This window comes from Streptomyces sp. NPDC015139 (genome assembly GCF_043079785.1).
Classification (GTDB): domain Bacteria; phylum Actinomycetota; class Actinomycetes; order Streptomycetales; family Streptomycetaceae; genus Streptomyces; species Streptomyces albidocamelliae.
Genome location: NZ_JBIBUW010000007.1, coordinates 391,958 through 416,289 on the forward strand (window position 1 = coordinate 391,958; position 24,332 = coordinate 416,289).

The 24,332-nt window shown below is 71.8% G+C and carries 21 protein-coding genes and 1 other RNA gene; 3 read left to right on the top strand and 19 right to left on the bottom strand.

All coding sequences use genetic code 11. From position 1 onward, the window contains the following. Nucleotides 1-144 precede the first annotated feature (144 nt). The 6 genes from ACF08B_RS21740 to ACF08B_RS21765 all read right to left on the bottom strand — a co-directional run bounded on the left by ACF08B_RS21740 (nt 145) and on the right by ACF08B_RS21765 (nt 7,218). The gene (locus ACF08B_RS21740; protein ID WP_023550134.1) at nt 145-426 is read right to left on the bottom strand and encodes an HU family DNA-binding protein; all 282 of its coding nucleotides are present in this window, start codon (nt 424-426) and stop codon (nt 145-147) included. Nucleotides 427-716: 290 nt separating this feature from the next. Further along, on the bottom strand, nt 717-2,132 hold the full coding sequence (locus tag ACF08B_RS21745) for an NAD-dependent malic enzyme (RefSeq protein ID WP_392318848.1): 1,416 nt from the start codon (nt 2,130-2,132) through the stop codon (nt 717-719). A 387-nt stretch (nt 2,133-2,519) separates the two neighbouring features. After that, nucleotides 2,520-4,892, bottom strand: a complete 2,373-nt coding sequence (locus ACF08B_RS21750) for a HelD family protein (RefSeq protein ID WP_392318849.1) — start codon at nt 4,890-4,892, stop codon at nt 2,520-2,522. Nucleotides 4,893-4,961: 69 nt separating this feature from the next. Then, a complete protein-coding gene (locus ACF08B_RS21755) occupies nt 4,962-5,729 on the bottom strand; it encodes an anti-sigma factor family protein (RefSeq protein WP_392318850.1) in 768 nt (255 codons plus the stop codon). A 62-nt stretch (nt 5,730-5,791) separates the two neighbouring features. Then, the gene (locus tag ACF08B_RS21760; protein ID WP_073900196.1) at nt 5,792-6,376 is read right to left on the bottom strand and encodes a sigma-70 family RNA polymerase sigma factor; all 585 of its coding nucleotides are present in this window, start codon (nt 6,374-6,376) and stop codon (nt 5,792-5,794) included. 248 nt (nt 6,377-6,624) lie between these two features. Then, a complete protein-coding gene (locus tag ACF08B_RS21765) occupies nt 6,625-7,218 on the bottom strand; it encodes a CGNR zinc finger domain-containing protein (protein ID WP_392318851.1) in 594 nt (197 codons plus the stop codon). Between the two features lie 192 nt (nt 7,219-7,410). Here ACF08B_RS21765 and ACF08B_RS21770 point away from each other — a divergent pair, with 192 nt between their 5' ends. Further along, nucleotides 7,411-7,992, top strand: coding sequence for a DUF1772 domain-containing protein (locus tag ACF08B_RS21770; RefSeq protein WP_392318852.1), 582 nt, complete (start codon nt 7,411-7,413; stop codon nt 7,990-7,992). Here ACF08B_RS21770 and ACF08B_RS21775 read toward each other — a convergent pair. The 6 genes from ACF08B_RS21775 to ACF08B_RS21800 all read right to left on the bottom strand — a co-directional run bounded on the left by ACF08B_RS21775 (nt 7,989) and on the right by ACF08B_RS21800 (nt 16,747). Beyond that, nucleotides 7,989-9,134, bottom strand: a complete 1,146-nt coding sequence (locus ACF08B_RS21775; protein WP_392318853.1) for a uroporphyrinogen-III synthase — start codon at nt 9,132-9,134, stop codon at nt 7,989-7,991. The two genes, ACF08B_RS21770 and ACF08B_RS21775, sit on opposite strands and share 4 nt — an antisense overlap. Before the next feature lie 86 nt (nt 9,135-9,220). Next, nucleotides 9,221-10,603 (bottom strand): nitrate/nitrite transporter, encoded by a 1,383-nt coding sequence (locus ACF08B_RS21780; protein WP_392318854.1) that lies wholly within the window; start codon nt 10,601-10,603, stop codon nt 9,221-9,223. Between the two features lie 165 nt (nt 10,604-10,768). Further along, entirely contained in the window at nt 10,769-12,097 is a 1,329-nt protein-coding gene (locus ACF08B_RS21785) for an acyltransferase (protein ID WP_392318855.1), read from the bottom strand. Continuing rightward, nucleotides 12,094-14,295 (bottom strand): glycosyltransferase, encoded by a 2,202-nt coding sequence (locus ACF08B_RS21790; protein WP_392318856.1) that lies wholly within the window; start codon nt 14,293-14,295, stop codon nt 12,094-12,096. The genes ACF08B_RS21785 and ACF08B_RS21790 overlap by 4 nt, the downstream gene beginning before the upstream one ends. Next, nucleotides 14,295-15,551 (bottom strand): hypothetical protein, encoded by a 1,257-nt coding sequence (locus ACF08B_RS21795; protein WP_392318857.1) that lies wholly within the window; start codon nt 15,549-15,551, stop codon nt 14,295-14,297. Before ACF08B_RS21795 ends, ACF08B_RS21790 begins: the two co-directional genes overlap by 1 nt. Before the next feature lie 224 nt (nt 15,552-15,775). Further along, the gene (locus ACF08B_RS21800; RefSeq protein ID WP_392318858.1) at nt 15,776-16,747 is read right to left on the bottom strand and encodes a LysR family transcriptional regulator; all 972 of its coding nucleotides are present in this window, start codon (nt 16,745-16,747) and stop codon (nt 15,776-15,778) included. A gap of 84 nt (nt 16,748-16,831) precedes the next feature. Between ACF08B_RS21800 and ACF08B_RS21805 the strand changes: the two genes are divergently transcribed. After that, a complete protein-coding gene (locus tag ACF08B_RS21805) occupies nt 16,832-18,067 on the top strand; it encodes an MFS transporter (RefSeq protein WP_392318859.1) in 1,236 nt (411 codons plus the stop codon). A 41-nt stretch (nt 18,068-18,108) separates the two neighbouring features. Here ACF08B_RS21805 and ACF08B_RS21810 read toward each other — a convergent pair whose 3' ends face one another. The 6 genes from ACF08B_RS21810 to ftsE all read right to left on the bottom strand — a co-directional run bounded on the left by ACF08B_RS21810 (nt 18,109) and on the right by ftsE (nt 22,728). Next, nucleotides 18,109-18,585 (bottom strand): hypothetical protein, encoded by a 477-nt coding sequence (locus ACF08B_RS21810; protein WP_392318860.1) that lies wholly within the window; start codon nt 18,583-18,585, stop codon nt 18,109-18,111. 183 nt (nt 18,586-18,768) lie between these two features. Further along, nucleotides 18,769-19,137: a transfer-messenger RNA gene (gene ssrA, locus ACF08B_RS21815) on the bottom strand. A gap of 110 nt (nt 19,138-19,247) precedes the next feature. Further along, nucleotides 19,248-19,793, bottom strand: coding sequence for an SsrA-binding protein SmpB (smpB, locus tag ACF08B_RS21820; RefSeq protein WP_392318861.1), 546 nt, complete (start codon nt 19,791-19,793; stop codon nt 19,248-19,250). A 56-nt stretch (nt 19,794-19,849) separates the two neighbouring features. Beyond that, the gene (locus ACF08B_RS21825; RefSeq protein WP_392318862.1) at nt 19,850-21,019 is read right to left on the bottom strand and encodes a S41 family peptidase; all 1,170 of its coding nucleotides are present in this window, start codon (nt 21,017-21,019) and stop codon (nt 19,850-19,852) included. Between the two features lie 67 nt (nt 21,020-21,086). Continuing rightward, complete coding sequence (gene ftsX, locus ACF08B_RS21830) at nt 21,087-22,004, bottom strand: permease-like cell division protein FtsX (protein ID WP_093477265.1); 918 nt, start codon at nt 22,002-22,004, stop codon at nt 21,087-21,089. 34 nt (nt 22,005-22,038) lie between these two features. Beyond that, the gene (gene ftsE / locus ACF08B_RS21835; RefSeq protein ID WP_031159396.1) at nt 22,039-22,728 is read right to left on the bottom strand and encodes a cell division ATP-binding protein FtsE; all 690 of its coding nucleotides are present in this window, start codon (nt 22,726-22,728) and stop codon (nt 22,039-22,041) included. 241 nt (nt 22,729-22,969) lie between these two features. Here ftsE and ACF08B_RS21840 point away from each other — a divergent pair, with 241 nt between their 5' ends. After that, a complete protein-coding gene (locus ACF08B_RS21840; RefSeq protein WP_093477264.1) occupies nt 22,970-23,161 on the top strand; it encodes a hypothetical protein in 192 nt (63 codons plus the stop codon). A gap of 94 nt (nt 23,162-23,255) precedes the next feature. Here ACF08B_RS21840 and ACF08B_RS21845 read toward each other — a convergent pair whose 3' ends face one another. Beyond that, nucleotides 23,256-24,125 carry a hypothetical protein gene (locus ACF08B_RS21845; protein ID WP_392318863.1) on the bottom strand — a complete coding sequence of 290 codons (870 nt, stop codon included), beginning with the start codon at nt 24,123-24,125 and terminating at the stop codon, nt 23,256-23,258. Nucleotides 24,126-24,332 lie beyond the last annotated feature (207 nt).

Here is a 24,332-nt window from a genome sequence, read left to right on the forward strand (position 1 = left end):
CTCGACGGGAGGGGCCGCCCTTTTCGGCGTCTTCGGCTGTGGTGCGCCCGTGGGGGCGCGGGGAACTGCGCGACCGGCCTCAGCCGGTCCGCAGCCGCCCCGCGGCGCTCGGCCGGGACCGCGGCCACAGCGGAACGCCTGCGCCTACTTGCCCTTGGCGGCTTCCTTGAGCTTGGAGCCCGCGGTGACCTTGACGCTGTAGCCGGCGGGGATGTTGATGGGCTCGCCGGTCTGCGGGTTGCGCGCGGTACGAGCGGCACGGTGGGTGCGCTCGAAGGTCAGGAAGCCGGGGATGGTGACCTTCTCGTCGCCCTTGGCGACGATCTCGCCGACGGTCTCGGCGAACGCGGCCAGCACGGCGTCGGCGTCCTTGCGGGTCACCTCGGCACGGTCGGCCAGCGCGGCCACCAGCTCACTGCGGTTCATGTTGTTACTCCCGTGTTTTCTTGCCGTTGGGGTGTGCCACGCGGCGGAGCCGCCCGAGGCACTGCGATGCCGATGCGCTCGCGCCCAGGGACGCATCCTGCCCCTACCAGCGGCGCGAAAGCCAATCCGGCACCCGTAGGAGTCGTGAGAACACCCTGGGGAGTCACACGAAAAGCGCCTGCTCGGCCGTCACCCTAGAGTGCGCCCGGCATCGAGAGGTTCCACGACGCGCCGGTGCGAGGGCCGCCGTGGTGATCCTCACAGCCCCTGCACAGTACGGCACGACATGGTCAGACCGTCGCTCCGGCCGCCTTCGCGGCCTCGCGGACCGCACCGGCCACGGCGCCCGCGACCTTGTCGTTGAAGACGCTCGGGACGATGTAGTTGGGGTTCAGCTCGTCCTCGGTGACCACGTCGGCGAGGGCCTTGGCGGCGGCGAGCATCATCTCCGTGTTGACGGTGCGGGACTGGGCGTCCAGCAGGCCGCGGAAGACACCCGGGAAGACCAGCACGTTGTTGATCTGGTTCGGGAAGTCGGAGCGGCCGGTGGCCACGACGGCCGCCGTCTGGCGGGCGATCGCGGGTTCCACCTCCGGGTCGGGGTTCGCGAGCGCGAACACGATGGCGCCGTCGGCCATGGCGGCCACGTCGTCGCCGTCGAGGACGTTCGGGGCGGAGACGCCGATGAAGACGTCGGCGCCGCGCACGGCCTCCTTCAGGGTGCCGGTGAGACCCTCGGGGTTGGTGTTGTCGGCGATCCAGCGCAGCGGCGAGTCGGCCGGGGCGTCCACCAGGTCGGCACGGCCGGCGTGGACGACACCGTGGATGTCGGCGACGACGGCGTTCTTCACGCCCGCCGCGAGGAGCAGCTTCAGGATGGCGGTACCGGCGGCGCCGGCACCGGACATCACGACGCGGATGTTCTCGATGGCCTTCTCCGTCACCCGCAGGGCGTTGGTCAGGGCGGCGAGGACGACGATGGCCGTGCCGTGCTGGTCGTCGTGGAAGACGGGGATGTCGAGGGCCTCGCGCAGCCGGGCCTCGATCTCGAAGCAGCGCGGGGCGGAGATGTCCTCGAGGTTGATGCCGGCGAACCCGGGGGCGATCGCCTTGACGATCTCCACGATCGCGTCGGTGTCCTGGGTGTCCAGGCAGATCGGCCAGGCGTCGATGCCGGCGAACCGCTTGAAGAGGGCCGCCTTGCCCTCCATGACGGGCAGCGCGGCCTTGGGACCGATGTTGCCGAGGCCGAGCACGGCGGAGCCGTCCGTCACGACCGCAACGGAGTTGCGCTTGATGGTGAGGCGGCGGGCGTCCTCGGGGTTCTGGGCGATGGCCATGCAGACGCGCGCCACACCCGGTGTGTAGACCATGGACAGGTCGTCACGGTTGCGGATGGGGTGCTTCGACGCCATCTCGATCTTGCCGCCGAGGTGCATGAGGAACGTACGGTCGGAGACCTTGCCCAGGGTGACGCCCTCGATGCCGCGGAGCTTCTCGACGATCTCGTCGGCGTGCGCGGTCGAGGAGGCCGCGATGGTGACGTCGATGCGGAGCTTCTCGTGGCCGGACGCGGTGACGTCGAGGCCGGTCACCGAGCCTCCGGAGGACTCCACGGCGGTGGTGAGCTGCGAGACGGCGGTTCCGCTCGCGGGCACCTCCAGCCGGATGGTCATCGAGTAGGAGACGCTGGGCGCCGTTGCCATGGCCGACTTCCTCTGCTTTCACCGTGTCGCGAATTGTGCCGTCCGATCGTCGCACCTACCGCTCAGTACGCGGTAGTCGCCCTGGGTTGCGGACGTTTTGTTCACACAGGGCTTCCGACGGGGTGGCCGGTTTCGGAAAACGACTTCCACCATACGAGAATCGATCAGTCCGTGCCAGGGGGTCGGGACACAAAGGGAGAGGCCCACGTCACATCGGACGTGGGCCTCTCGAACGCTCAATGACACCGACCCGCCATGCTCGCCTCGCGGCAAGTGGTCCCTCTGAGGGACGAAGGTTGGGCCCGGGGGCTTGGATCGGGCCGGTGCCACGTCAAGGCTAACAAACGGATGCCCGGGGCCATTCCTTCTGCGCCGAGTTCACAGGAATCAGTCCCTGAGCAGGTCGGGCACCCCGGCCTCGTCCGGCTCGTCCCGCTCCGCCGACACCACCGTCAGCTGCTGGGTGGCCCGGGTCAGCGCCACGTACAGCACGCGCAGCCCGGCCGGGGACTCGTCGGCGATCTCCGCGGGCGAGACGACGACGGTGGCGTCGTACTCCAGGCCCTTGGCCTCCAGGCTGCCGAGCGCCACGACCCGGTCGCCGAGCCCGGCCAGCCAGCGGCGGGCCTCCTCGCGCCGGTTCATCGCGACGACCACGCCGATCGTGCCGTCCACGGCCGCGAGCAGCCGCTCGGCCTCGGCCCGCACGGTCCGCGGAAGGGAGTCCCGCACGACGGTGAAGCGCGGCTCGACCCCGGTGGACCGTACGGCCGACGGCGCCTCGGAGCCGGGCATGGCGAGCGCGAGGACCCTCGCGGCCAGCTCGGCGATCTCGGCGGGGTTGCGGTAGTTCACGGTGAGCTGGAAGCGGCGCCGGGGGCGGGTGCCGAGGGCCTCGTCGCGGGCCTCGGCCGCCTCGTCCGGGTCGGACCAGGAGGACTGGGCCGGGTCGCCGACGACCGTCCAGGTGGCGTGCCGTCCGCGGCGGCCGACCATGCGCCACTGCATCGGGGTGAGGTCCTGCGCCTCGTCCACGATGACGTGCGCGTACTCGGTGCGCTCCTGCGCGAGGCGCTCGGCGCGCTCCCGCTGCGACTCCTCGCGCACCGGCATCAGCTCCTCCAGGCCGGTGAGCTGGTCCAACGGGTCGAATTCGCGCTTCTTGCGGGGGCGGGCCGGGGCGCCGAGGATCGCCTGCAGCTCGTCCAGCATGGCGATGTCGTGCACCGAGTGACCGTCCCGCTTCAGGGCGCGGGCGACCTTGCGGACCTCACCGGGGTTGAGGATGCGGCGGGCCCAGCGGCCGAGGCGCTTCTCGTCCGCCATGGCGGCGAGCACCGCCTTGGGGGTCAGCTCGGGCCACCAGGCGTCGAGGAACGCGATGAAGGGGTCCTCGCTCGCGACGTCCTCGTCGAAGGAGGAGCGCAGTTCGGCGGCGAGCTCCGGGTCGGTGTGCCGGCCCGCGGCACCGGATCTCGCCCACAGGGCGTCCAGCAGCAGCTTGCGGGCGCGCGGGCGGAGCAGGTTGACCGGGGCGGTGCCGCCGAGGGCGTTGCGGCGGATGCGTTCCAGCTCACCGGCCTCCAGTTCGAGGCGGCGGTTGAAGGCGACCACCCGCAGCCGGGCCGGCGGGCCGCTCGCGGGCACGGCCCCGGCCTCGATGTCGTCGTCGAGGGCGAGCTGCCCGGCGGGCGCGCCACCGCCGGGGCCCAGCTCCAGGGCGCCGCGGGCCGCCTTCCGCAGCACCTTCAGCATCCGGTACGAGCCCTTGGCGCGGGCCACGGACGGGGAGTCGTAGAGGGTGGCCTCCGCGCCGTCGACCAGGGAGCCGATCGCGCGGATCGCGACCTGGCCCTCCTCGCCGAGCGAGGGCAGCACGCCCTCGGTGTAGGCGACGAGCAGCGGGGTCGGGGAGACGATCAGGATGCCCCCCGCGTAGCGTCTGCGGTCCTGGTAGAGCAGGTAGGCCGCGCGGTGCAGGGCGACCGCGGTCTTGCCGGTGCCGGGGCCGCCCTCCACGTAGGTGACGGAGGCGGCGGGGGCGCGGATGACCAGGTCCTGCTCCGCCTGGATGGACGAGACGATGTCCCGCATGGTGTGGCTGCGGGCCTGGCCGAGGGCGGCCATGAGGGCGCCGTCGCCGATCGCGGGCAGGGTGCGGCCGTCGAGGCGGGCGGTCAGCTCGGGGCGCATCAGGTCGTCCTCGACCCCGAGGACCCGGCGGCCCTTGGAGCGGATGACCCGGCGCCTGACGACCCGGCCGGGGTCGACGGGCGTGGCCCGGTAGAAGGGTGCGGCCGCGGGCGCCCGCCAGTCGATGACCAGCGGGGAGTAGTCCTGGTCGAGGACGCCGATGCGGCCGATGTGCAGGGTCTCGGCGATGTCGGCGGTGTTGTCCGGCCGCACGGCGCCCTCCGCCGGCTCCACCGCCGTGTAGGCGCCGTCGGGGCCCTTCTTGCCGTCCTTGCCGAGCAGCAGGTCGATGCGGCCGAAGAGGAAGTCCTCGAACTCGTTGTTGAGCCGGTTCAGGTGGATGCCGGCCCGGAAGACCTGCGCGTCCCGCTCGGCCAGCGCGCCCGGGGTGCCCACCTGGCCGCGCTTGGCCGCGTCGTGCATCAGGAACTCGGCTTCGTGGATCTTCTCCTCGAGCCGCTGGTACACCCGGTCCAGGTGTTCCTGTTCGACGCTGATCTCCCGGTCACGGACGGAGTCTTCGCCGTGTACCGGGTCGACCGCGGACTGCTGAACCTGAGCGGCCACCGGGCCCCCTTCTGACGTGCTGGGCAGCCGTCAACCGTACGCGAAGGGGACCCGACAAAGCTACGCCGTCTACGCGTCCACCTGGACGAGCTTCTTGCCCTCGAAGGTGACGACCTCGAAGTGGTCGATCTCGTTCGGCTGGAAGGCCGCGGCTCCGCCGATGTAGAGGGGCTTCTTGGACTCCGGTGTCTTGCCGTCCTGGATGCCGTAGCCCCAGTTCGGCACGGACCACGACGACATGGTGACGCGCTGGCCGTTCTTGGCGACCAGGACCAGGGAGCACTTGAGCGGGCCCTTGACGTTCTTCAGCTCCAGGACCGCCTGGGTGCCCCAGGCCTTCTGCGCCATGCCGACGGTGGCGCTGACGTGGGTCGACGGGTCGGTGCCCGACGCCTTGTCGGCCATGGTCCGGAACTGGTCCTGGGCCGGGGAGGCGGTGACCTGCCCACCGCTGTCCGAGCCACTGTTCACCGCCGCCGCGGCGAGCGGGCCGGCGATGATCAGCGCGGCCGCCGCCGCGATCATGTAGAAGCTGCGCCGGCGCTTCTGGGCGCGGTGCTCGGAGACCTCGTCGACCAGCTTCTCCACCAGCCGGGGACTGGGCTTCGCCGACAGCGACTCGCCGATCGCCGGGGTACTGCCGGAGCCCGGCAGGTCCGCGAGCGCGGCCAGCATCGGCTCCATCCCGGCCAGTTCGTCCAGCTGCTGGGCGCACCACTCGCAGCCGGCCAGATGGGTCTCGAAAGCGGTTGCCTCGGCGTCGTCGAGAATCCCGAGGGCGTAGGCACCGACGGTCTCGTGCTCGCTCGGCACCGAAGATCCCTGGCTGGGGTTCATGGGTCCAGAAATACCCGGACCACCCGGTCCGAATCCTTGCATTCCCCCGTATCCGCTGCTCATCACGCCGTCACCCCCCGCTCCTCCAGTGCCAGCTTCATCGACCGCAGGGCGTAGAACACCCGGGAGCGGACGGTGCCACTCGGAATGCCCAGCGTCTCGGCCGCCTCGTTGACGGTACGCCCCTTGAAGTACGTCTCGACGAGGACCTCCCGGTGGGCCGGGGTCAGGTCGTCGAGCGCGTCCGACAGCGTCATCAGCCACAGCGCCTTGTCGATCTCGTCCTCCGCGGGGATGACCTCCAGCGGCGACGGATCGACCTCCTGCGGCCGGGCCTGCCGGCTGCGGTGGCCGTCGATGACGATGCGGCGCGCGACCGTCACCAGCCAGGGGCGTACCGATCCGGTCGCCCGATTGAGCTGACCGGCGTTCTTCCAGGCACGGATGAGCGTTTCCTGTACGACGTCCTCGGCGCGCTGCCGATCACCGGCGACCAGCCGGAGGACATACGCGAGCAGAGGTCCGGCGTGCTCCCGGTACAGGGCACGCATCAGCTCCTCGTCAGGTTCCGAGGGCATTGAGGACATGCGATGTCGGGCCCTCGATCCACGTTCATTGGCCACGGCCGCATCCTTGCGCACGCCCACCTCCGGTGTCCGGGGGTTCCCCCAGTCGGTCGCTCGCCCACCCGTACGGAAGGAAGGGGCCGGGCGTTCAAACCGGAGTGACAGATTTCTCCGTGGTGACGTGACGAGGGGGACATGGGTGCACATTCCCACCGCGTGATCTTTACATTTCCGACACATCGCCGGAGACCCTGCGAACTACCCGTGTAGACACCAACAAAAACGTGGTGTAACCGAAATCACTTGCGATATGGCCCCCTCGGGGCCCCTCAGGCGCGGGCGAGCGCCGCCCGGCGCCGGTGCCGGGCGACCCGCTCGCGGTTGCCGCAGACCTCGCTGGAGCACCAGCGCCGGCGCCGCCCGCGGGAGGTGTCCAGGTACACGAGCGGGCAGTTGTCGCCCTCGCACTCGCGCACGGCGGCCCGCGCGACGGGGTCGGTGAGCAGCTCGACCGCGTCCCGGGCGACCACCGCGATCAGGGCCGCGCACTCCGGCGGACCGGCCAGCTCCCGGACCAGCGTGCCGTCGGCGCCGCGCACCGCGCGCGGGGCGGGCGGGGCCGCGCGGGCGGTCTCGTTGACCCGGGCGAGCGCGCGCTCGTACGTCCGCGGGTCGGCCGTCTGCGGGGTGCGCACCAACTGCCCGATCTGTCCGCGCAGTTCCCTGAAGCCCACCAGCCAGGAGGCGTCGGCGTGGACCAGCGGTGTGCCCGGCGGCACCAGTGCGGCGCCGGTGATCCAGGCGCGCAACGGACCGACGGCGTCCAGCCGTTCGGCCGGATGCGCGGTCGCGAGGAGATCCAGACAGATCCGCCCGGCGTCGAACCGCGGCTCGTTCGGGGGCGTGGCCGTACCCAGTGCCATGTGCCTGTCACCGCCTAGGACAGGGGGAACCGTTCCGTCGCACCTCTCACAGTGCCCGCCCGGGCACGTCTGAGGAACCCCTCGTACCGCCGCCGGTACGGCGGACGGGCGCCGGCGTGGCTGGACGCCCGCGTATGCGGGTGCGCGCCTCGGCCATGTCCCCGGCGGGGCCGTGCGGGTTGGCTGGAGGACATGACGCATCCGAGGGAAACACCGCGGCCGGCACGGGCCGGCCGGACCGTGCTGGGCGCCGCCACCGTCGCCATGGGGCTGATCGCCGGGGTCTTCTACGCCTTCGCCTGCGCGGTGATGCCCGCGCTGGCCCGCGCGGACGACCGGACGTACGTCGCGGTCATGCGCGACATCAACGACGTGATCCAGAACCCGGTGTTCTTCCTGAGCTTCATGGGGGCGCTGGTGCTGACGGCGGTCTCGGCGTGGCAGCTGCGCGGCTCGGCGGGCGGCCGCTGGGCGGGGGCGGCCCTGGTGGCGTACACGCTGGCGTTCCTCGTCACCGTGGCGTTCAGCATCCCGCTGAACGACGCGCTGGCGGGCGGGGGCACCCCGGCCTCGCTCAGGGAGCACTTCGAGGGCCCGTGGGTGGCGTGGAACGTCGTCCGGGCGGTGCTGTCGACGGTGGCGCTGGGCTGCCTGGCCCGGGCGCTGCTGCGGACGGGCGCGGCCGCCCGGGCCGGCGCCCCGCACCGGACACTGTGGCCCGTGCCGGCCGGATCCGAGCGAATCCCCCCTGGTCGTCCGGGTGCTCCCTGCTAGTCGTCCGCGTACTTCGCGTCCGCGGCCGGGTCCAGCGCCAGCCGGTACCCGCGCTTGACCACGGTCTGGATCAGCTTCGGCGTCCCCAGGGCGCCACGGAGCCGGGCCATGGCGGTCTCCACCGCGTGCTCGTCGCGCCCGGCGCCGGGCAGCGCCCGCAGCAGCTCCGCCCGTGGCACCACCCAGCCAGGCCGCCGGGCCAGCGTCCGCAGCAGTGACATCCCGGCCGGCGGCACCGGCTTCAGCTCCCCGTCCACCAGCACCGCGTGCCCCCGGATCTCCATCCGGTGCCCGGCGACCGGCAACGCCCGCGCCCGGGCCGGCAGTTCCTGGCACAGCAGCTGCACGAGCGGCCCGAGCCGGAACCGCTCCGGCTGTACGGTGTCCACCCCGCGCGCCTGGAGGGGCACGGCCGTGACCGGGCCGACGCAGGCCGCCAGCACGTCGTGGCCGAGGGCCGCGAGCAGCTCACCCGTCAGGCCCCGTTCCTCCGCCCGCGTGAGCAGGGAGACCGCGGCCGGCGCGCTGGTGAAGGTGAGGGCGTCGAGTCCGCGGGAGACGGCCGCGTCCAGCAGCCGGTCGAGCGGGCCGACGTCCTCCGGCGGCAGCCAGCGGTACACCGGCACCGGCACGACCTCCGCTCCCCCGGCCCGGAGCGCCTCCACGAACCCGGGCAGCGGCTCGCCGTGCAGCTGCACGGCGACGCGGCGCCCGTCGACGCCCTCGTCCAGGAGCCGGTCGAGCACCTCGGCCATGGACTCCGACGACGGCGACCACTCCTCCGTCAGCCCGGCCGCCCGGATCGCCCCCTTGACCTTGGGGCCGCGGGCCAGCAGCTCGGCCCCCCGCAGCCGGCCGAGCAGCTCCTCGCCGAGCCCCCAGCCGTCGGCGGCCTCGACCCAGCCGCGGAAGCCGATCGCGGTGGTGGCCACGACCACGTCCGGCACCTGGTCGAGGATGTCCTTGGTGGCGGCGAGGAGTTCGCCGTCGTCCGCGAGCGGCACGATCCGCAGGGCGGGCGCGTGCAGCACGACGGCGCCGCGCCGCTGGAGCAGGGCGCCCAGTTCGTCGGCCCGGCGTGCCGCGGTGACCCCCACGCTGAATCCCGCGAGGGGACCGTGCTGCTGCTCTTCGTCGTCCATGGCTCTCCTAGCTGACCGGCACGCCGAACCGAGCCTGTCAACAGCTCGTGACAGGCTCGGTTCGGCTCGATGTCACCGGTGTTACGTCACACCTCGGCATAGCTGAGCTGGTCCTTCGTCTCCGATGCGGCCGGCGTGGCCGGAACCCGCCCGGCCGGGCGGCGAAGGTATACGGCCCAGGTGACCGCGAAGCAGACGCCGTAGAAGGCGAGGAACGCGGCGAACGCGCCGGTGCCGGAGCCGTAGGACAGGAAGGACTGCCGGAAGGCGAGGTTGATGCCGACGCCGCCCAGCGCGCCCACCGCCCCGATGAGCCCCATCGCGGCACCCGACAGCCGTCGTGCCTGACCGGCGGCCTCCTCGCCCGTCAGCCCCCGGGCGAGGGCCTTGGCCTGGAAGATGCCGGGGATCATCTTGTACGTCGACCCGTTGCCGAGCCCGCTGAGCACGAACAGGACGACGAAGACGGGCACGAACACCGCCAGCGACTTCTGCATGCCGGCGACGAGGAGGACGGCGGTGGCGGCGGCCATGCCGACATAGTTCCACAGGGTGATCCGGGCACCGCCGAACCGGTCGGCGAGCCGGCCGCCCACGGGCCGGACGAGGGAGCCGAGCAGCGGGCCGATGAAGGTGAGGTAGGCGGCCTGCAGCGGGGTGCGCCCGAACTGGTTCGTCAGCACCTGCCCGAAGGCGAAGCTGTACCCGATGAAGGACCCGAACGTCCCGACGTAGAGGAAGGCCATGATCCACGTGTGGGCGTCCCGTGCGGCGTCCCGGGCCGCGCCGGTGTCGTTGCGCACGGACGCCAGGTTGTCCATGAACAGCGCGGCGAGGACGGCCGCGACGACGATCAGCGGGATGTAGATCCCGAGCAGGACGCGCGGGCCTCCGCTCGCGCCGATGACGGCGAGCGCGACGAGCTGGACGACGGGCACGCCGATGTTGCCGCCGCCCGCGTTGAGACCGAGCGCCCACCCTTTCTTCCGCAGCGGGAAGAAGGCGTTGATGTTGGTCATGGAGGAGGCGAAGTTGCCGCCGCCGATGCCGGCCAGCAGCCCCACGATCAGGAACGTGGTGAAGGAGGTCCCCGGTTCCATCACCGCGAACGCGGCGACGGTGGGCACGATCAGCAGGGCCGCCGAGACGACGGTCCAGTTCCGGCCGCCGAAGAGCGCCACGGCGAAGGTGTACGGCACCCGGACGACGGCACCGACCAGGGTGACCACCGAGGTCAGCAGGAACTTGTCGGCCGGGCTCAGCCCGTACTCCGGGCCCATGAACAGCACCAGCACGGACCACATCGTCCAGACCGAGAACCCGATGTGCTCGCAGAGGACGGAGAAGAACAGGTTCCGCCGGGCGGTCCTCTCGCCGCGCTCCTTCCAGAAGGCCTCGTCCTCCGGATCCCAGTGCTCGATCCAGCGGCCCCTCCTGCTCGCGGCGGGGGCTGTGCTCGGGGCTGTCATGACGCCTCCACGGTGGTTCGGGGCCGGATGCCGGTGACTGGCTGGTCCCGAAGGTAGGGAAGGCGCGTTTCCTGCCTGTGGCGACGGGTGAAGGGAAGGGAACGTTGCTCTCACGCGGGCGGAGCGCGGCCGGTGAGGGCCGCGCTCGCGCCGTGGGGTCGCCGGTCAGGCCGCCTTGCGCCGGCCCCCGCCCCGCTTCGCCCCGTTCGGCCACAGGCGCGGGCCGCGCTTGGCCGCGATGTCCTCGATCCAGCCGAAGGCCAGGACGGTCAGGCCGATCAGCGGCCAGACCAGGAAGAACATCCAGATCATGTAGGTGGTGTCGAGGGCCGCCACCGCCCGGTCGCTCTGCATGAACGGCAGGTTGTAGGCCTGGTCGATGATCGGCACCGTGGCCATGATCAGCATGTTGTGCCACAGGTAGATCGTGACGGCACGGTTGTTGGAGAGCGTCACCAGCTTGTCCCAGCGGGCCAGCCGGCCGGGCAGTTCCTGCCAGGACGGGGAGTACTGCAGGAGGATCACCACGAACCCGAACGACCACAGGGCCTGGGCGAGCGGGATGTCGTTGAGGTCCCAGCCGTCGGGGCCCAGGTGGCCGGAGGCCCACCACAGTCCGAAGGCCATCAGCAGCGCCGAGACGGAGACCGCGACATAGCGGGGGATCTTCGCCAGCAGACCGTCGTGGTGGGCGAAGCCCAGCACCCAGCAGCCGCCGTAGACGGCGAAGTCCGTGACCGCGTTGCCGGTCTCGCCGGGGATCGTGACGATGCCCGTGCCGACGATCGCCGTCAGCACCAGCGGGGCGAACACGGTCGGCCAGGGGAAGCGGCGGAACGCCCGGAGCAGCAGGGGCGAGGCCACCACGAACACGAGGTAGGCGCGCAGGTACCAGAGCGGGCCGGCCGCCTGCACCGCCCAGGTGTCCTCCAGCAGGCCCGACTTGGAGCCGATGTGCCAGGGGAACGGCGGTGCGCCGAACGGGATGACGTAGTCGACGAGCTTGATCAGGCCCCAGGTGCCGCCGTTGTCCGGGTCCTTCACCGGGTTCCAGCCACCCGCGAACATCAGCGTCAGCGCGACGACGCTGAACGCCCACAGGGGCGGCAGCAGCCGGCGCACCCTGCTCTTGATCACACCGGCCGCGGGGCGGTTCAGGGAACGCGCCATCAGCGAGCCCGCGAGCGCGAACATCACGCCCATGGAGGGGAACAGGACCGTCAGCCAGGCCCAGCCGAACAGGTGGTAGACGACCACGCGGACCAGCGCGATCGAGCGCAGCAGGTCCAGGTAGCGGTCACGGCCCGGCTTCTTCGGCGCGGGCGCCGGAGCGGGCGCCGGAGCGCCCTGCGCGGCCGGAGCGCCCTGCGCGGCCGGGGTGCCCTGCGCGGCCGGGGTGCCCTGGGGAGCCGGGGCGGGCTCCGCGGTCCGCTGCTGCGGGAAGCCGTACGACGGCGTCGACTCGGGCGTTCCGGTCGTGTATCCGTGGGTCATGCCACGGGCCTCCGATCACTGCTGCTCTGGCGTCTGCGCTGGGTCGGCACCGGCCCGCCGGGGGCCTCGACGACGCCCGTGCGCCGGAGCTTCTGCCAGCGCAGCCGGCCGCCGGTGAGCGCCGTGATCCAGGACTGGAGCAGCACGACGTACATGAGTTGGCGGTAGAGGATCTGCTGCAGGGGCAGCGAGATCAGGTGGGTCATGCGCTCCTTGTCCAGGCGGAACGCGTAGGCCGCGCAGAACGCCTGGATGGCGAGGACGCCCAGCCAGGCGACGATCGTCTTCTGGGTCGGGCCGAAGACCACGCCGTAGAGCAGGAACACGTCGATCAGCGGCGCCAGGAGCGGGGCCAGCACCATGAACAGGGAGACCAGCGGCAGGCCCACCCGGCCGAAGCGGCCCGCCGGACCCCGGTCCACCAGGGCCCGGCGGTGCTTCCAGATCGCCTGCATGGTGCCGTACGACCAGCGGTAGCGCTGGGACCACAGCTGCTGCACGGACTCGGGGGCCTCGGTCCACGCGCGCGCGTCCTCGGCGTAGACGACCCGCCAGCCGTCGCGGTGGAGGGCCATCGTGATGTCGGTGTCCTCGGCGAGCGTGTCGTCGCTCATGCCGCCCACGCGCTGGAGGGCGGACCTGCGGAACGCCCCGACCGCGCCCGGGATCGTCGGCATGCAGCGCAGGACGTCGTACATCCGGCGGTCCAGGTTGAAGCCCATCACGTACTCGATGTGCTGCCAGGCGCCGATGAGCGAGTCGCGGTTGCCCACCTTGGCGTTGCCGGCGACGGCGCCGACGCGCGGGTCGCCGAAGGGCTGGACGAGTTCGCGGACCGTGGACGGCTCGAAGACGGTGTCGCCGTCCATCATCACGATCAGGTCGTGCCGGGCGTTCGCCAGGCCCCGGTTGAGGGCGGCGGGCTTGCCCGCGTTCAGCTGGCGCACGACCCGCACGTTGGGCAGGCCCATCGCCTCGACGATCCGCGCGGTGCCGTCCGTGGACCCGTCGTCGACGACGACGACCTCGATCGGATGCTCGCTCGCCATGAGGGAACGCACCGTGTTCTCGATGCACTTGGCCTCGTTGTACGCGGGCACCAGCACCGACACCGGTTCGGTCACCGCCGGCCCCCAGCGGAAGCCCTTGCGGCGCACCCGGCGGGCGTGGGCGGCGGACAGCAGCAGCATCAGCACGAACCGGGAGATGACCAGGAAGCCGATCACGGCGAGACCGACGACCATCACGGACGTGATGCCGTCCGCGGCGGAGACCAGGAAGATCCAGGCCTTGCCCTTCCACAGGTCGAGCCCGGACACCTGGGTGAGGGCGCTGTCGGCGCCCAGTGCCTCGGTGAGGTTGTCGAACCGGTAGCCCTGCTGCTGGAGCGTGGGCAGGAACGTGTCCAGCGCCTGCACGGTCTGGTGCCGGTCGCCGCCGGAGTCGTGCATCAGGACGATCGCGCCCTTGCCGCCGTGCGGGGTGGCCCGGCGGATGATCTCGTCGACGCCGGGCTTCTTCCAGTCCTCGCTGTCGGTGTTGTTGACGACGGTGATGTAGCCGCGGGTGCCGATGTACTCGGTGACCGGCCAGGACTTGTCGTCCATGGCGTCGGCGAAGGAGGAGTACGGCGGCCGGAACAGCGAGGTGCGCACGCCGGCGGCGCCGGTGATGGCGAGCTGGTTGGTGGACAGCTCCCAGTCGATGCGCTTCTTGCTCTGGAAGGACAGGTCGGGGTGGTTGAAGGTGTGCAGGCCGACCTCGTGGCCCTCGTCCACCATCCGCTTGACCAGCTCCGGGTAGCGGGAGGTCATGGTGCCGGTCACGAAGAAGACGGCGTGCGCGTGGTGCTTCTTCAGCACGTCGAGGACCTTCGGGGTCCACTCGGGGTCGGGACCGTCGTCGAAGGTGAGGACGAGACGGTGGTCGGGGACGCCCAGGCTGGTGGTACGGCCGCTGCGGGTGTCGATGATCGGCCCGCCCTCGAGGATCTTCTCCGGCACCTTGTCGGTGGCGGCCTCGGGCTGGATGCGGTGGTCGGCCAGGATCTCGCTGTGGACGTAGCCGCGCAGCATCAGCATCGCCACGAGCGCGACGAGGAGGAGCAGCGGCAGCAGCAGGCGCATGGGCAGGCGTCGGCGCCGGGAGCCGTCACGGGCTCCCGATGCGGGACCGTGACGGCGGATACGGGATGCCATCAGAGGTTGTGCTCCGGGGACGGGAGGTTCGAGGAGCCGGCGGACACCGGCTCCGCCGCGACGGGTGCCGGGGCCTGCGGGCCCTCGGCGACCGGCCGGTGGGTGAGTGCGCCGCCGAGGTCGCCGCCGCCGGAGGCCGCGGGCTCGGAGGGGTCGGCGGTTTCGGTGGCCGGGCCGCTCGGGGCGGTCTCGGTGCTGTTCGCCGGGGTGGAGGGGGTGGCGCGGGGGGACGAACTGTCCTTGCCGCCCGTGCCCTTGGTGGTCTGTTCGGCCGACGGGCGCGCGTCGGGCGAGCCGCCCCGGTCGACCACGTCGACGTCCTCGCCGCTGTCGGGCACCTGGGCGGTGGCGCCGGGCACGGCGGTGGAGCCGTCGCTCGGCGCCACCGTGTCGTCGGGTGCGGCACTGCCGGTGCCGGTGGCGGAGGGCCGGGCCGAGTCGGCGGGCGCCGGTGAGGTGCCGACCCGGCCGGCCGGAGCCTGCTCGTTCTGGCCGGGCACCGGCAGCCACGGCGCGTCGGAGCTGCCGGACATCAGGGTGGCGACGATGACGACGGCGTAGACCGCGCAGGCGACGGCCACCAGCATGCCGATACGGCGGAAGCGGCGGCTGCGGCGGCCCGACTCGTCGACGAAGACCGGCCCGTCGGCGTCGGCACCGCGCGCGGCCCCGGCGGCCGGGCTCAGCCGTACGTCGCCGAGCTGGACGGCGTCGAGCTGGACCGTCACCTCGTGCGGGTCGTGCGTGGCGTCGCCGGTCCGCGCGGCGGTGGCGCCGGCCGCCGGCGCGGACATCGAGTCGGCCGCGGTCGTCGCGGACTCGTCCCAGGGATCGCGGAGGGTGCCGGTGGACGTCCGTGGGCCGCGGGCGCCCGCGGGGGCGGCGGTCCGCCCGGCGGCCGCCGGGTGCGGTGCCGGGGAGTACCCGTGGCCGGTGGCCGCGGGCAGCACGGCGGTCCGCTCGGCTTCGGCGGCCGGGGGCAGGACGGTGGTCCGTTCCTCGTCGCGTGCCGGCGCCCGGCGGAAGTCGGCCGGTCTCGGGACACCGCGGGGAGCGGTCCGCTGCGCGGGCGGCCGCGGGATCGCGACCGTCTCGCCGGCATCGGTCAGGGCGGTGCGACCGCCCCGGCGTATGCCGTCGAACGGTTCTCTGTCCTGAAAACGCCCCCCACCGGGAAAGGCCCCGGACTCCGGGAAGGTCCCGTTCGCCGGGAACGTTCCGCTCTCCGACGAGGCATGGGTGTCACCCCCCGTCACCGGCAGGTCCCGCGTCACTGATGCGACTTCGGGCTGTTCCGGTTGGGCGTCTTCTCGCCACTCTTTCACGCGCGCACATCCCCCCACGGGACTGTTCCGGAAGCGCTCACGACCCGCGCACCCGTCGACCGAACCAGGCCCCCACCCGGCCCGAGCGCCCCCTTTACCACAATGTGCCCGGGCCATGAATGTAGCGCACGCGGGGGAGTCGTGTTCGCCACGTGTCACCTTTGGACGCTCATCACACCATCATCAATGGCCGGAATCCATCCATCCTCGGGCCGTCGCAGCCACTGTTCCGCCTCCGCGAGCTCGGCCGCCGCCCTGCGCAGCGCGTCCAGTCCCGGGTGGACCAGCCCCTTCCGCCAGACCAGGGAGACGGGCGAGAGCGGCACCGGATCGACGAGGGGCCGGCGAACCGTTCCCGGCATGGCCGGAAAGTCCACCACGGCCAGGACCGGGTTACGGGTCTTGGCCATGATCCGCACGAACTCCTCGTCCCCGACGGCCAGCGGAAGGGGTGAGGCGAGCCGGATGCCGTGTCCCTCGAAGAGGTGACGGGCCAGATCGGTCCACTCGCGGGTGCGCGGGTTCCCGGCACCGGCGTACACCTCCTCCCCGGCGAGCGCGGCGACCGGCACCCGGGGCAGGCCCGCGAGCGGATGCTCCTCGGGCAGGACGACGGCCATCGGCTCGTAGCGCACCGGCTGCTGCTCCAGACCGGACCGCAGGGCCGGTTCCAGGCCGGCCCAACGACCGAAGGAGGCGTCCAGCCGGCCCGCCAGCAGTTCGGCGGCCGCTCCGGTGAGGCCGCTCTCGTAACGGGCCATCAGCTCGCAGTCCGGGGCGAGTTCCCGCGCCCGGTGCAGCACTCGGCGGCCGGTGGCCAGACCCGGCGAGTTGAGGTCCACGAGCAGCGGGCGGGCCTGTCCGAACGCGGCGAGCAGGTCGTCCTGGGCGGCGAGAACCCGCCGCGCGTGCGGCAGCAGTCGCTCGCCGTCGGCGGTCGGGGTCACCTGCCGGGTGGTCCGCACGAACAGCTCCACGCCCAGCTCCCGCTCCAGCCGCCGTACGTCCCGGCTGAGCGCCTGTTGGGCGATGTAGAGGCGGGCGGCGGCCCGGGTGAAGTGGAGTTCCTCGGCGACGGCGACGAAGGCGCGCAGCAGGCGGGGGTCTATGTGGGCGGGCGCGGACATGGCGGCGAACTTACAACACAGGTGCGTCAATCGGCGCCGAGAAGGTGTTGGACCGGGTGATCCACCGCGGGTGACCGTGGAGCCATGCCGCAACAGACCACCGAGGCCGGGCGGACACCGGCCGCAGCACCCCCGAGAGTCGGCTACCGCCGTCTGTTCTCCCTTCCGGGCGCCCGCGCCTTCACCACCGGCAACCTCCTCGCCCGGCTTCCGATGGGCATGTTCTCCGTGAGCGCCGTCGTGATGATCGCCGGGTCCCGGGGCTCGTACGCCCTCGCCGGTGCCGTCACCGCCACCGGGCTCGCCGCGACCGCGCTGGCCGGCCCCTGGACGGCCCGGCTCGTCGACCGGCACGGGCAGGCGCGGGTGGCCGTGCCGGCCACGCTCGTCGCCGTGCTCGGCAGCCTGGCGCTGCTGCTGTGCGTGCGCTACGGCGCTCCCGACTGGACGCTGTTCGCCGCCTACGCGGCCACGGCGGCGACCCCCAACACCGGTGGTCTGTCCCGCGCCCGGTGGGCGCACCTGCTCCGGGACGACCCGGCCGCGCTGCACACCGCGAACTCCTTCGAGCAGGCCGCCGACGAACTGTGCTTCATGCTGGGGCCGGTCCTCGCGTCCTTCCTGACCGGCACGTTCTTCCCGGAGGCGGGCACGCTCGCCGGTGCGGTGCTGCTGCTGACCGGCATGCTGCTCTTCACGGCGCAGCGGGCGACCGAGCCGCCGCCCCTGGCCCGTTCGAAGGCGCCGTCACCACTGCGCAGCCCCGGCATCCCGCCGCTGCTGGCCTGCTTCACGGCCACGGGCGCGGTGTTCGGCTCGATGGAGGTCGTCACGATCGCCTACGCCGACGCGCAGGGGCACCGGGCCGCGGCGGGCGCGGTGCTCGCCCTCCAGGCGGCAGGCTCGTGCGCGGCGGGCCTGGTGTACGGGGCGGTGAAGCCGGCCGGGCTCGGCCTGACCCGGTGTCTGGCGGCGATGGCCGTGCTGATGACCCTGCCGTGGCTGTCCGCGACGCTGGCCGGTTCCCTGCCGGTGCTGGCGGGGTCGCTGCTGGTGGCGGGGATGGCGACCGCGCCGACCATGGTGACGGCGATGACGCTGGTGCAGGGACGTACTCCGCCGGACCGGCTCAACGAGGGCATGAGCCTGGTGGTGACCGGGCTGCTCGCCGGGGTGGCCGGTGGTTCGGCGCTGGGCGGCTGGGCGGCCGAACACCTCTCCCCCGCGGCCGCGTTCCTGGTCCCGGCCGCCGCGGCCTGCCTCGCCCTGCTCATCGACTCGGCGGCCCGCGGCGCACGTTCACTGCGCCGGACCCGCTGAGGCCGGTCCCGGCCGCGGAGCGGGGCCCCTGGTGCCGCGCGTCAGGCCGCCGGGGCCGCGGCGATGCGGGCGGTGATCCGGCGGAGCTTCAGCATGGTGCGGACGGTGCGGATGCGCCACGCGGTGAAGGCGAGGATGACGACGCCGGTGAGGGCGGGCCACTTCCAGCGGCCGGAGGAGTCCGGGAGAGCGGTGCGGGCGTCCGGGCCGTCGACGAGGGCGGCCACGGTGGTGTCGGGGAGCTTGTCGAGGATGCCGTCGAGGGCGACGCCCTCGATGCGCACGCTGTGGTCGTCGGACTCGAAGCGGCCGGCGCACGCCCAGCCGTCCTCCCAGAGGTCGTCCCAGTCGCCGGTGGCCCGCTCGCAGCTCGTGACGCGGACGGTGCCGGCCGTGCCGGTGACCTCGCGGAACCCGTGTATGGAGCCCATGACGGCGAGGAACAGCCCGAAGACCAGCCCGACGGCGGCGAGGCTGATCTCGCGCGGCAGCGGCGGCAGGAGGCGGAGCAGGAACATGACAGGGCCTCTACGTGCGGAAGGAAGGGTGGAAGGAGGGAGACGTGCACGCGGATCATGCCATGAACATGAAGAGGTGGGGCAGCCTTTTCCGGCGTCCGGCGCCCATGACGAAGGCCCCGCCGCCCGGAGGCGACGGGGCCTTTGCCCACATGGGTTGAGGAGGCTCGCGAGCCTCCCCGATCGTGGAGATGGCGGGAATCGAACCCGCGTCCACCGGTGCGGAAACAGGGCTTCTCCGTGCGCAGTTCGCTGTGCTTTTCTCAGCCCCGGCGATCACGCGAACAAGTCGCCGACGGGCTCAGTCACTGTTTGATTTCCCTCTTCACCCCGTGACCGGGATCAAGGTTTAGTCCCCTAGCTGATGCCAGGATCCGGGTCGGGAACAGCCCCGGGCTGACACTTCGCAAGTCGCTACTTAGGCAGCGAGGGCGAAGGAATCGCGCTTGGTGTTGGCGATTATTTGTTTCGGCCTGTGGTTTACGAGATCATGGCCGCTTCCTCGACACGCTTCCCCTGCTTCGACAGCCGCTGTCGAAACCGATCATCCCCATGTTGTTTTTTCAATCCCCTCCGGGGAGGGGGTGCGCACCCTCTGTGGAGTGCACTCCCATCGTACGTGACCAACGCACGCGGGTGCCAGCCCATTCCCGACGGGCGGGTCAGGCGCTCCGCTGCTTGCGCTTGGCCGCCGCGATCGCGCGGTCCGACTCCCGCCGGTCCTGCTTCTCCCGCAGGGTCTGGCGCTTGTCGTACTCCTTCTTGCCGCGGGCGAGGGCGATCTCGGCCTTGGCCCGGCCGTCCTTGAAGTACAGGGCGAGGGGCACGATCGTGTGACCCGTCTCCTGGGACTTGGTCTCCAGCTTGTCGATCTCCTCGCGGTGCAGGAGCAGCTTGCGCTTGCGGCGCACGGAGTGGTTGGTCCAGGTGCCCTGGCTGTACTCCGGGATGTGGGCGTTGTGCAGCCACGCCTCGTTCCCGTCGATCTGCACGAAGCCGTCGGTCAGCGAGGCGCGTCCCTGGCGCAGCGACTTCACCTCGGTACCGGTCAGCACGATCCCGGCCTCGTACGTGTCGATGATCGCGTAGTCGTGCCGGGCCTTCTTGTTCTGCGCGACGATCTTGCGCTTGCCGTCCTTGGCCGCCTTCGCGGCCCCTCCGCCCTGCTTGGGCTGGGACTCCTTGGGTACGTACATTCCCTTGCTCATAGTGCGGCCCATTTTCGCACCACGGAGGGGGTGCGGGGGAAGTGCATTAACGGCGGCTACGAGGGATCGCCCAGGCCGGTGAGGACCGTCTCGGCCCGCCGCAGCGCCTCGGGGCCCGCCTCCAGGTCGGGGGTGATGCCCCGGCCGTCGACCGAGCGCCCGGACGGGGTGCGGTAGTGGCCGACGGTCAGCTCGGCCACCGAGCCGTCGGGGAGGGTCGTCGGCATCTGTACCGAGCCCTTGCCGAAGGTGCGGGAGCCGATCACCACCGCGCGGCCCCGGTCCTGGAGGGCGCCGGTGAGCAGTTCGGCCGCGCTCATGGTGCCGCCGTCCACGAGGGCGACCAGGGGCCGGTCGGTGTCGCCGCCGGCGTCGGCGTGCAGGGCGCGCTGGGCGCCGTCGACGTCGTAGGTGGCCACCAGGCCGCCGTCGAGGAAGGCGGAGGCGGTGTGCACGGCCTCGGTGACCAGGCCGCCGGAGTTGCCGCGCAGGTCGAGGACGACGCCCGCGTCGGCCGGGGCGTCGCGCAGGGCCGCGCGGACTGCCCCGGCGGCTCCCTTGGTGAAGGCGGCGATCCGGACCACGGTGACCCCGCCGGGCAGTCTGCGCTCGGTCACGGAGTCGGTGGACAGCCGTGCCCGGTGCAGCGTCTCGGTCCACGCGCGCGTGCCGCGCGCCAGACCGAGGGTGACCGCCGTGCCGGCCGCGGCGTCCTTCGCGTCGCCGCGGAGTAAGGAGAGCACCTCGGTGACCGGCCGGCCGTCGACCCGGCGGCCGTCGACGCTGCGCAGCCGGTCGCCCCCGCGGACGCCGGCGACGGCCGCGGGCGAGCCGGGCTGCACCCTCGTCACCTCGATCCGGCCGTCCCGCTCGCGCCGGGCCCACAGGCCGACGCCGGTGTAACGGCCGTCGAGGGCCTCCTGGAACTCCTGGTACTCGCCCTCGGAGTAGACCGCGCCCCACCGGTCCCCGCTGCGGCTGACGGCCCGCTCGGCGGCCTCCGTCGGGGACTTGCCGTCGGCCATCGCCTCGGCGGCGGCCCGCCGCACGGTCTCGTGCCGGGTGGCGCTACCCACCGGGCCCGGGGCGGCCTTGGGCGCGGGGTGCCCGGACTCCGGGAAGGAGCCGGTGGCGGCGCCGGCGACCAGCAGGCCGGCGAAGACCAATGTCAGGGCGGCCCCGCGGCGGGTGCGACGGGGCTGACAGAACAGGTCACGACCTGACATGGCGGTGAGTCTAGGACAACGCGAAGGGCCGTACGCGCCGATGCGCGTACGGCCCCCTTGGGATGCGTCACACCTTCAGGTACTTGCGCAGCGCGAAGAACGCCGCCAGCGACGGCATCAGCACACTCGTGGCGAGGATCAGCGGCAGCTTGGTCAACACCGAGTCCCAGCCCACGAAGTTGATGAGGGTGAGCTTGGTGGACAGGGCCATGCCGTGGTCGATCGTGAAGTACCGGCCGGCCACCAGGAAGACGCAGGCGAGGCTGCCGCCGATGAGACCGGCGACGGCCGCCTCGGCGATGAACGGCGCCTGGATGTAGAAGCCCGAGGCGCCGACCAGGCGCATGATCCCGGTCTCACGCCGGCGGCTGAACGCCGAGACGCGCACGGTGTTGACGATCAGCAGCAGCGCGACGAGCAGCATCAGCGCCATCACGCCGAGCGCCGCCCGGTTCATCAGGTTCAGCAGCTGGAAGAGGTTGTCCAGGATGCCCTTCTGGTCCTGCACCGACTGCACGCCGTCACGACCGTTGAACGCGGACGCGATGACCTGGTACTTCTGCGGGTCCTTGAGCTTGATCCGGTACGACTCCTGCATCTGGTCCGGCGTGAGCGTGCCGGCCAGCGGGGAGTTCCCGAACTGCTCCTTGTAGTGCTTGTAAGCCTGGTCCTGGGACTCGTAGTTGACCTTGTCGACGACCGGCATCTTGTCCAGGTCGGCGAGGATCTGCTTCTTCTGGTCCGCGGTGACCGCACCCTTGGCACAGTTGACGTCCGACTCCGCGTCGTGCTTGTTGCACAGGAAGATCGAGACGTTGACCTTGTCGTACCAGTAGCCCTTCATGGTGCTGACCTGATCGCTCATCAGCAGCGAACCGCCGAAGAGCGCCAGGGAGAGGGCTACGGAGACGATGACGGCGAAGGTCATCGTCAGGTTGCGGCGGAGACCCACACCGATCTCCGACAGGACGAACTGGGCGCGCATGGCGTCTGGTCAAGCCTTTCCGTCGTGAACTTGCTTAGTGCTGGTAGCCGTAGACGCCGCGGGCCTGGTCACGGACGAGGCGGCCCTTCTCCAGCTCGATGACGCGTTTGCGCATCTGGTCCACGATGTTCTGGTCGTGCGTCGCCATGATGACGGTGGTGCCCGTCCGGTTGATCCGGTCGAGCAGCTTCATGATGCCGACGGAGGTCTGGGGGTCGAGGTTGCCGGTGGGCTCGTCGGCGATGAGCAGCTTGGGCCGGTTGACGAAGGCACGCGCGATCGCCACGCGCTGCTGCTCACCACCGGACAGCTCGCCCGGCATCCGGTCCTCCTTGCCGCCGAGCCCGACGAGGTCGAGCACCTGCGGCACGGACTTGCGGATCTCACCGCGGGACTTGCCGATCACCTCCTGGGCGAAGGCCACGTTCTCGGCGACCGTCTTGTTCGGCAGGAGGCGGAAGTCCTGGAAGACCGTGCCCAGCTGGCGGCGCATCTGCGGCACCTTCCAGTTGGACAGCCGCGCGAGGTCCTTGCCCAGCACGTGCACCTGGCCGTGGCTGCACCGCTCCTCGCGGAGGACGAGCCGCAGGAAGGTGGACTTTCCGGAGCCGGAGGAGCCCACGAGAAAGACGAACTCGCCCTTCTCCACCTCGAGGGAGACATCCCGGAGGGCTGGGCGGGTCTGCTTGGGGTAGACCTTGGAGACGTTGTCGAATCGGATCACGGATGCACCACGGGTCGCCGGGGGTAGATGAGCGTGACCATACGCGAACCAGGTGTGCAAGTGCAGTCGCGGGCCGAGGTTGGGCAAGACTTGTACTTTTTGTACCGGGCGCCGCGACTGTGACCGCTTCCTCTGCGGGCGACCCGCGCGAGCTCCGCGGGAACCTGGCACAGTGGAGGGGGAACGTTCTCGTTCCCGTGGACGTTCTGTGTGTGATGGCCGGTGCAAGGAGGGCGAGCGCATGACGTACGACCGGTTGGTGTGCGCGAACTGCGCGGCGCCCGTGAGCGAGGGCCGGTGCCCGGTGTGCCGTGCCAACCGCGAGCGACTGCAGCACGAGGGCTTCTCCTCGGGTCTGAACCCGATGGCGCTGATCGCGCTGCTGGCGGTGCTGATCGCCGCGGTGGCGCTGCTGGCGCACCAGACCGTGTAGCGCGAGAGCCACAGCAGAAGGAAGGGCCCGGAGCGCGACGCTCCGGGCCCTTCCTTCTGCTGTGTGCGTGCGGTGCGTGACCGTACGGCTACGGTCAGGCCGCAGCGCCGCCCCGGCCGCCGGCCAGTCGCGGCAGGAAGCGGAAGCCGATGCCGCCGGCGATCATCGTCGCGGCGCCGATGAGCAGGAACGCGGTCTGACCGGCACCGGTCTCGGCGAGCTGCTTGTCGCCGCCCTGGGCCGTGGTGTCGGAACCGGTGTCGGTGAGGGTCGAGGAACCCTCCTCCTGCGGCACGCTGTCGTTGCCGCCGCCCTGGGGCTCCTCGCCGCCGGTGGTGTCGCCACCGCCGGTGGAGCCGGTGGTCCCGCCGGAGTTGCCGTTGCCGCCGGAGTTGCCGTTGCCACCCGAGTTGCCGTTGCCGCCCGAGTTGCCGTTGCCACCGGAGTTGCCGTTGCCGCCCGAGTTGCCGTTGCCACCCGAGTTGCCGTTGCCGCCGTCGTCGCCACCGGTCGTGGTGCCGCCGTCGGTGGTCGTGCCGCCGTCCGTGGTGGTCCCGCCGTCGGTCGTGGTGCCTCCGTCGGTCGTGGTGCCACCGTCCGTGGTGGTCCCGCCGTCGGTCGTGGTGCCACCGTCGGTCGTGGTACCGCCGTCGGTCGTGGTGCCACCGTCGGTGGTCGTGCCGCCGTCCGTCGTGGTGCCACCGTCGGTGGTGGTGCCGCCGTCGATGCCGCCTACGGTCACGCCGACGATGTCGCCACCGTCCGTCGTGCCACCGTCGGTGGTGCCGCCGTCGCTCGTGCCACCGTCGGCGTCGCCCTCGGTGCTGACACCGATCTGGATGGGGCCCGCCTGGACATCGAGGTCCAGGGCGGAAGCCGCGCCCGCCGCGGTGAGCGACGCACCGGCCGCGATCACGGCGCCGGCGGCTATCCGCGCGACCCGGATCCGCGTCTTCTTCGTCATGTGGTTGCTACCCCCAGTAGCTGATCGTCAATGAGGCGCGTGTGGGGCTTGCCGTGATCGACGGAGGCAGCTGGGTGACGACGTGCGCGTCAACTCGATCCCCCGGTTCACATGCGCCCCTCAAGTACGCATGCCGCGCTTCACCCTTCCGATTTTTCAAAGCAACGTCAAGGCCGTTGCGCGCGCAATGTCCAGTGGGAGGGCGTT

Excerpts from the sequence above, each read along its gene's own strand:
- ACF08B_RS21840 (WP_093477264.1), top strand. The coding sequence starts at position 22,970 with ATGACGTACGACCGGTTGGTGTGCGCGAACTGCGCGGCGCCCGTGAGC.
- ftsX (WP_093477265.1), bottom strand. The coding sequence starts at position 22,004 with ATGCGCGCCCAGTTCGTCCTGTCGGAGATCGGTGTGGGTCTCCGCCGC.
- ACF08B_RS21810 (WP_392318860.1), bottom strand. The coding sequence starts at position 18,585 with ATGTTCCTGCTCCGCCTCCTGCCGCCGCTGCCGCGCGAGATCAGCCTC.
- ACF08B_RS21770 (WP_392318852.1), top strand. The coding sequence starts at position 7,411 with ATGACGCATCCGAGGGAAACACCGCGGCCGGCACGGGCCGGCCGGACC.
- ACF08B_RS21845 (WP_392318863.1), bottom strand. The coding sequence starts at position 24,125 with ATGACGAAGAAGACGCGGATCCGGGTCGCGCGGATAGCCGCCGGCGCC.
- ACF08B_RS21780 (WP_392318854.1), bottom strand. The coding sequence starts at position 10,603 with ATGACAGCCCCGAGCACAGCCCCCGCCGCGAGCAGGAGGGGCCGCTGG.
- ACF08B_RS21800 (WP_392318858.1), bottom strand. The coding sequence starts at position 16,747 with ATGTCCGCGCCCGCCCACATAGACCCCCGCCTGCTGCGCGCCTTCGTC.
- ACF08B_RS21825 (WP_392318862.1), bottom strand. The coding sequence starts at position 21,019 with ATGTCAGGTCGTGACCTGTTCTGTCAGCCCCGTCGCACCCGCCGCGGG.
- ACF08B_RS21745 (WP_392318848.1), bottom strand. The coding sequence starts at position 2,132 with ATGGCAACGGCGCCCAGCGTCTCCTACTCGATGACCATCCGGCTGGAG.
- smpB (WP_392318861.1), bottom strand. The coding sequence starts at position 19,793 with ATGAGCAAGGGAATGTACGTACCCAAGGAGTCCCAGCCCAAGCAGGGC.
- ACF08B_RS21790 (WP_392318856.1), bottom strand. The coding sequence starts at position 14,295 with ATGGCATCCCGTATCCGCCGTCACGGTCCCGCATCGGGAGCCCGTGAC.
- ACF08B_RS21765 (WP_392318851.1), bottom strand. The coding sequence starts at position 7,218 with ATGGCACTGGGTACGGCCACGCCCCCGAACGAGCCGCGGTTCGACGCC.
- ACF08B_RS21785 (WP_392318855.1), bottom strand. The coding sequence starts at position 12,097 with ATGACCCACGGATACACGACCGGAACGCCCGAGTCGACGCCGTCGTAC.
- ACF08B_RS21740 (WP_023550134.1), bottom strand. The coding sequence starts at position 426 with ATGAACCGCAGTGAGCTGGTGGCCGCGCTGGCCGACCGTGCCGAGGTG.
- ACF08B_RS21805 (WP_392318859.1), top strand. The coding sequence starts at position 16,832 with ATGCCGCAACAGACCACCGAGGCCGGGCGGACACCGGCCGCAGCACCC.
- ACF08B_RS21755 (WP_392318850.1), bottom strand. The coding sequence starts at position 5,729 with ATGAACCCCAGCCAGGGATCTTCGGTGCCGAGCGAGCACGAGACCGTC.
- ACF08B_RS21775 (WP_392318853.1), bottom strand. The coding sequence starts at position 9,134 with ATGGACGACGAAGAGCAGCAGCACGGTCCCCTCGCGGGATTCAGCGTG.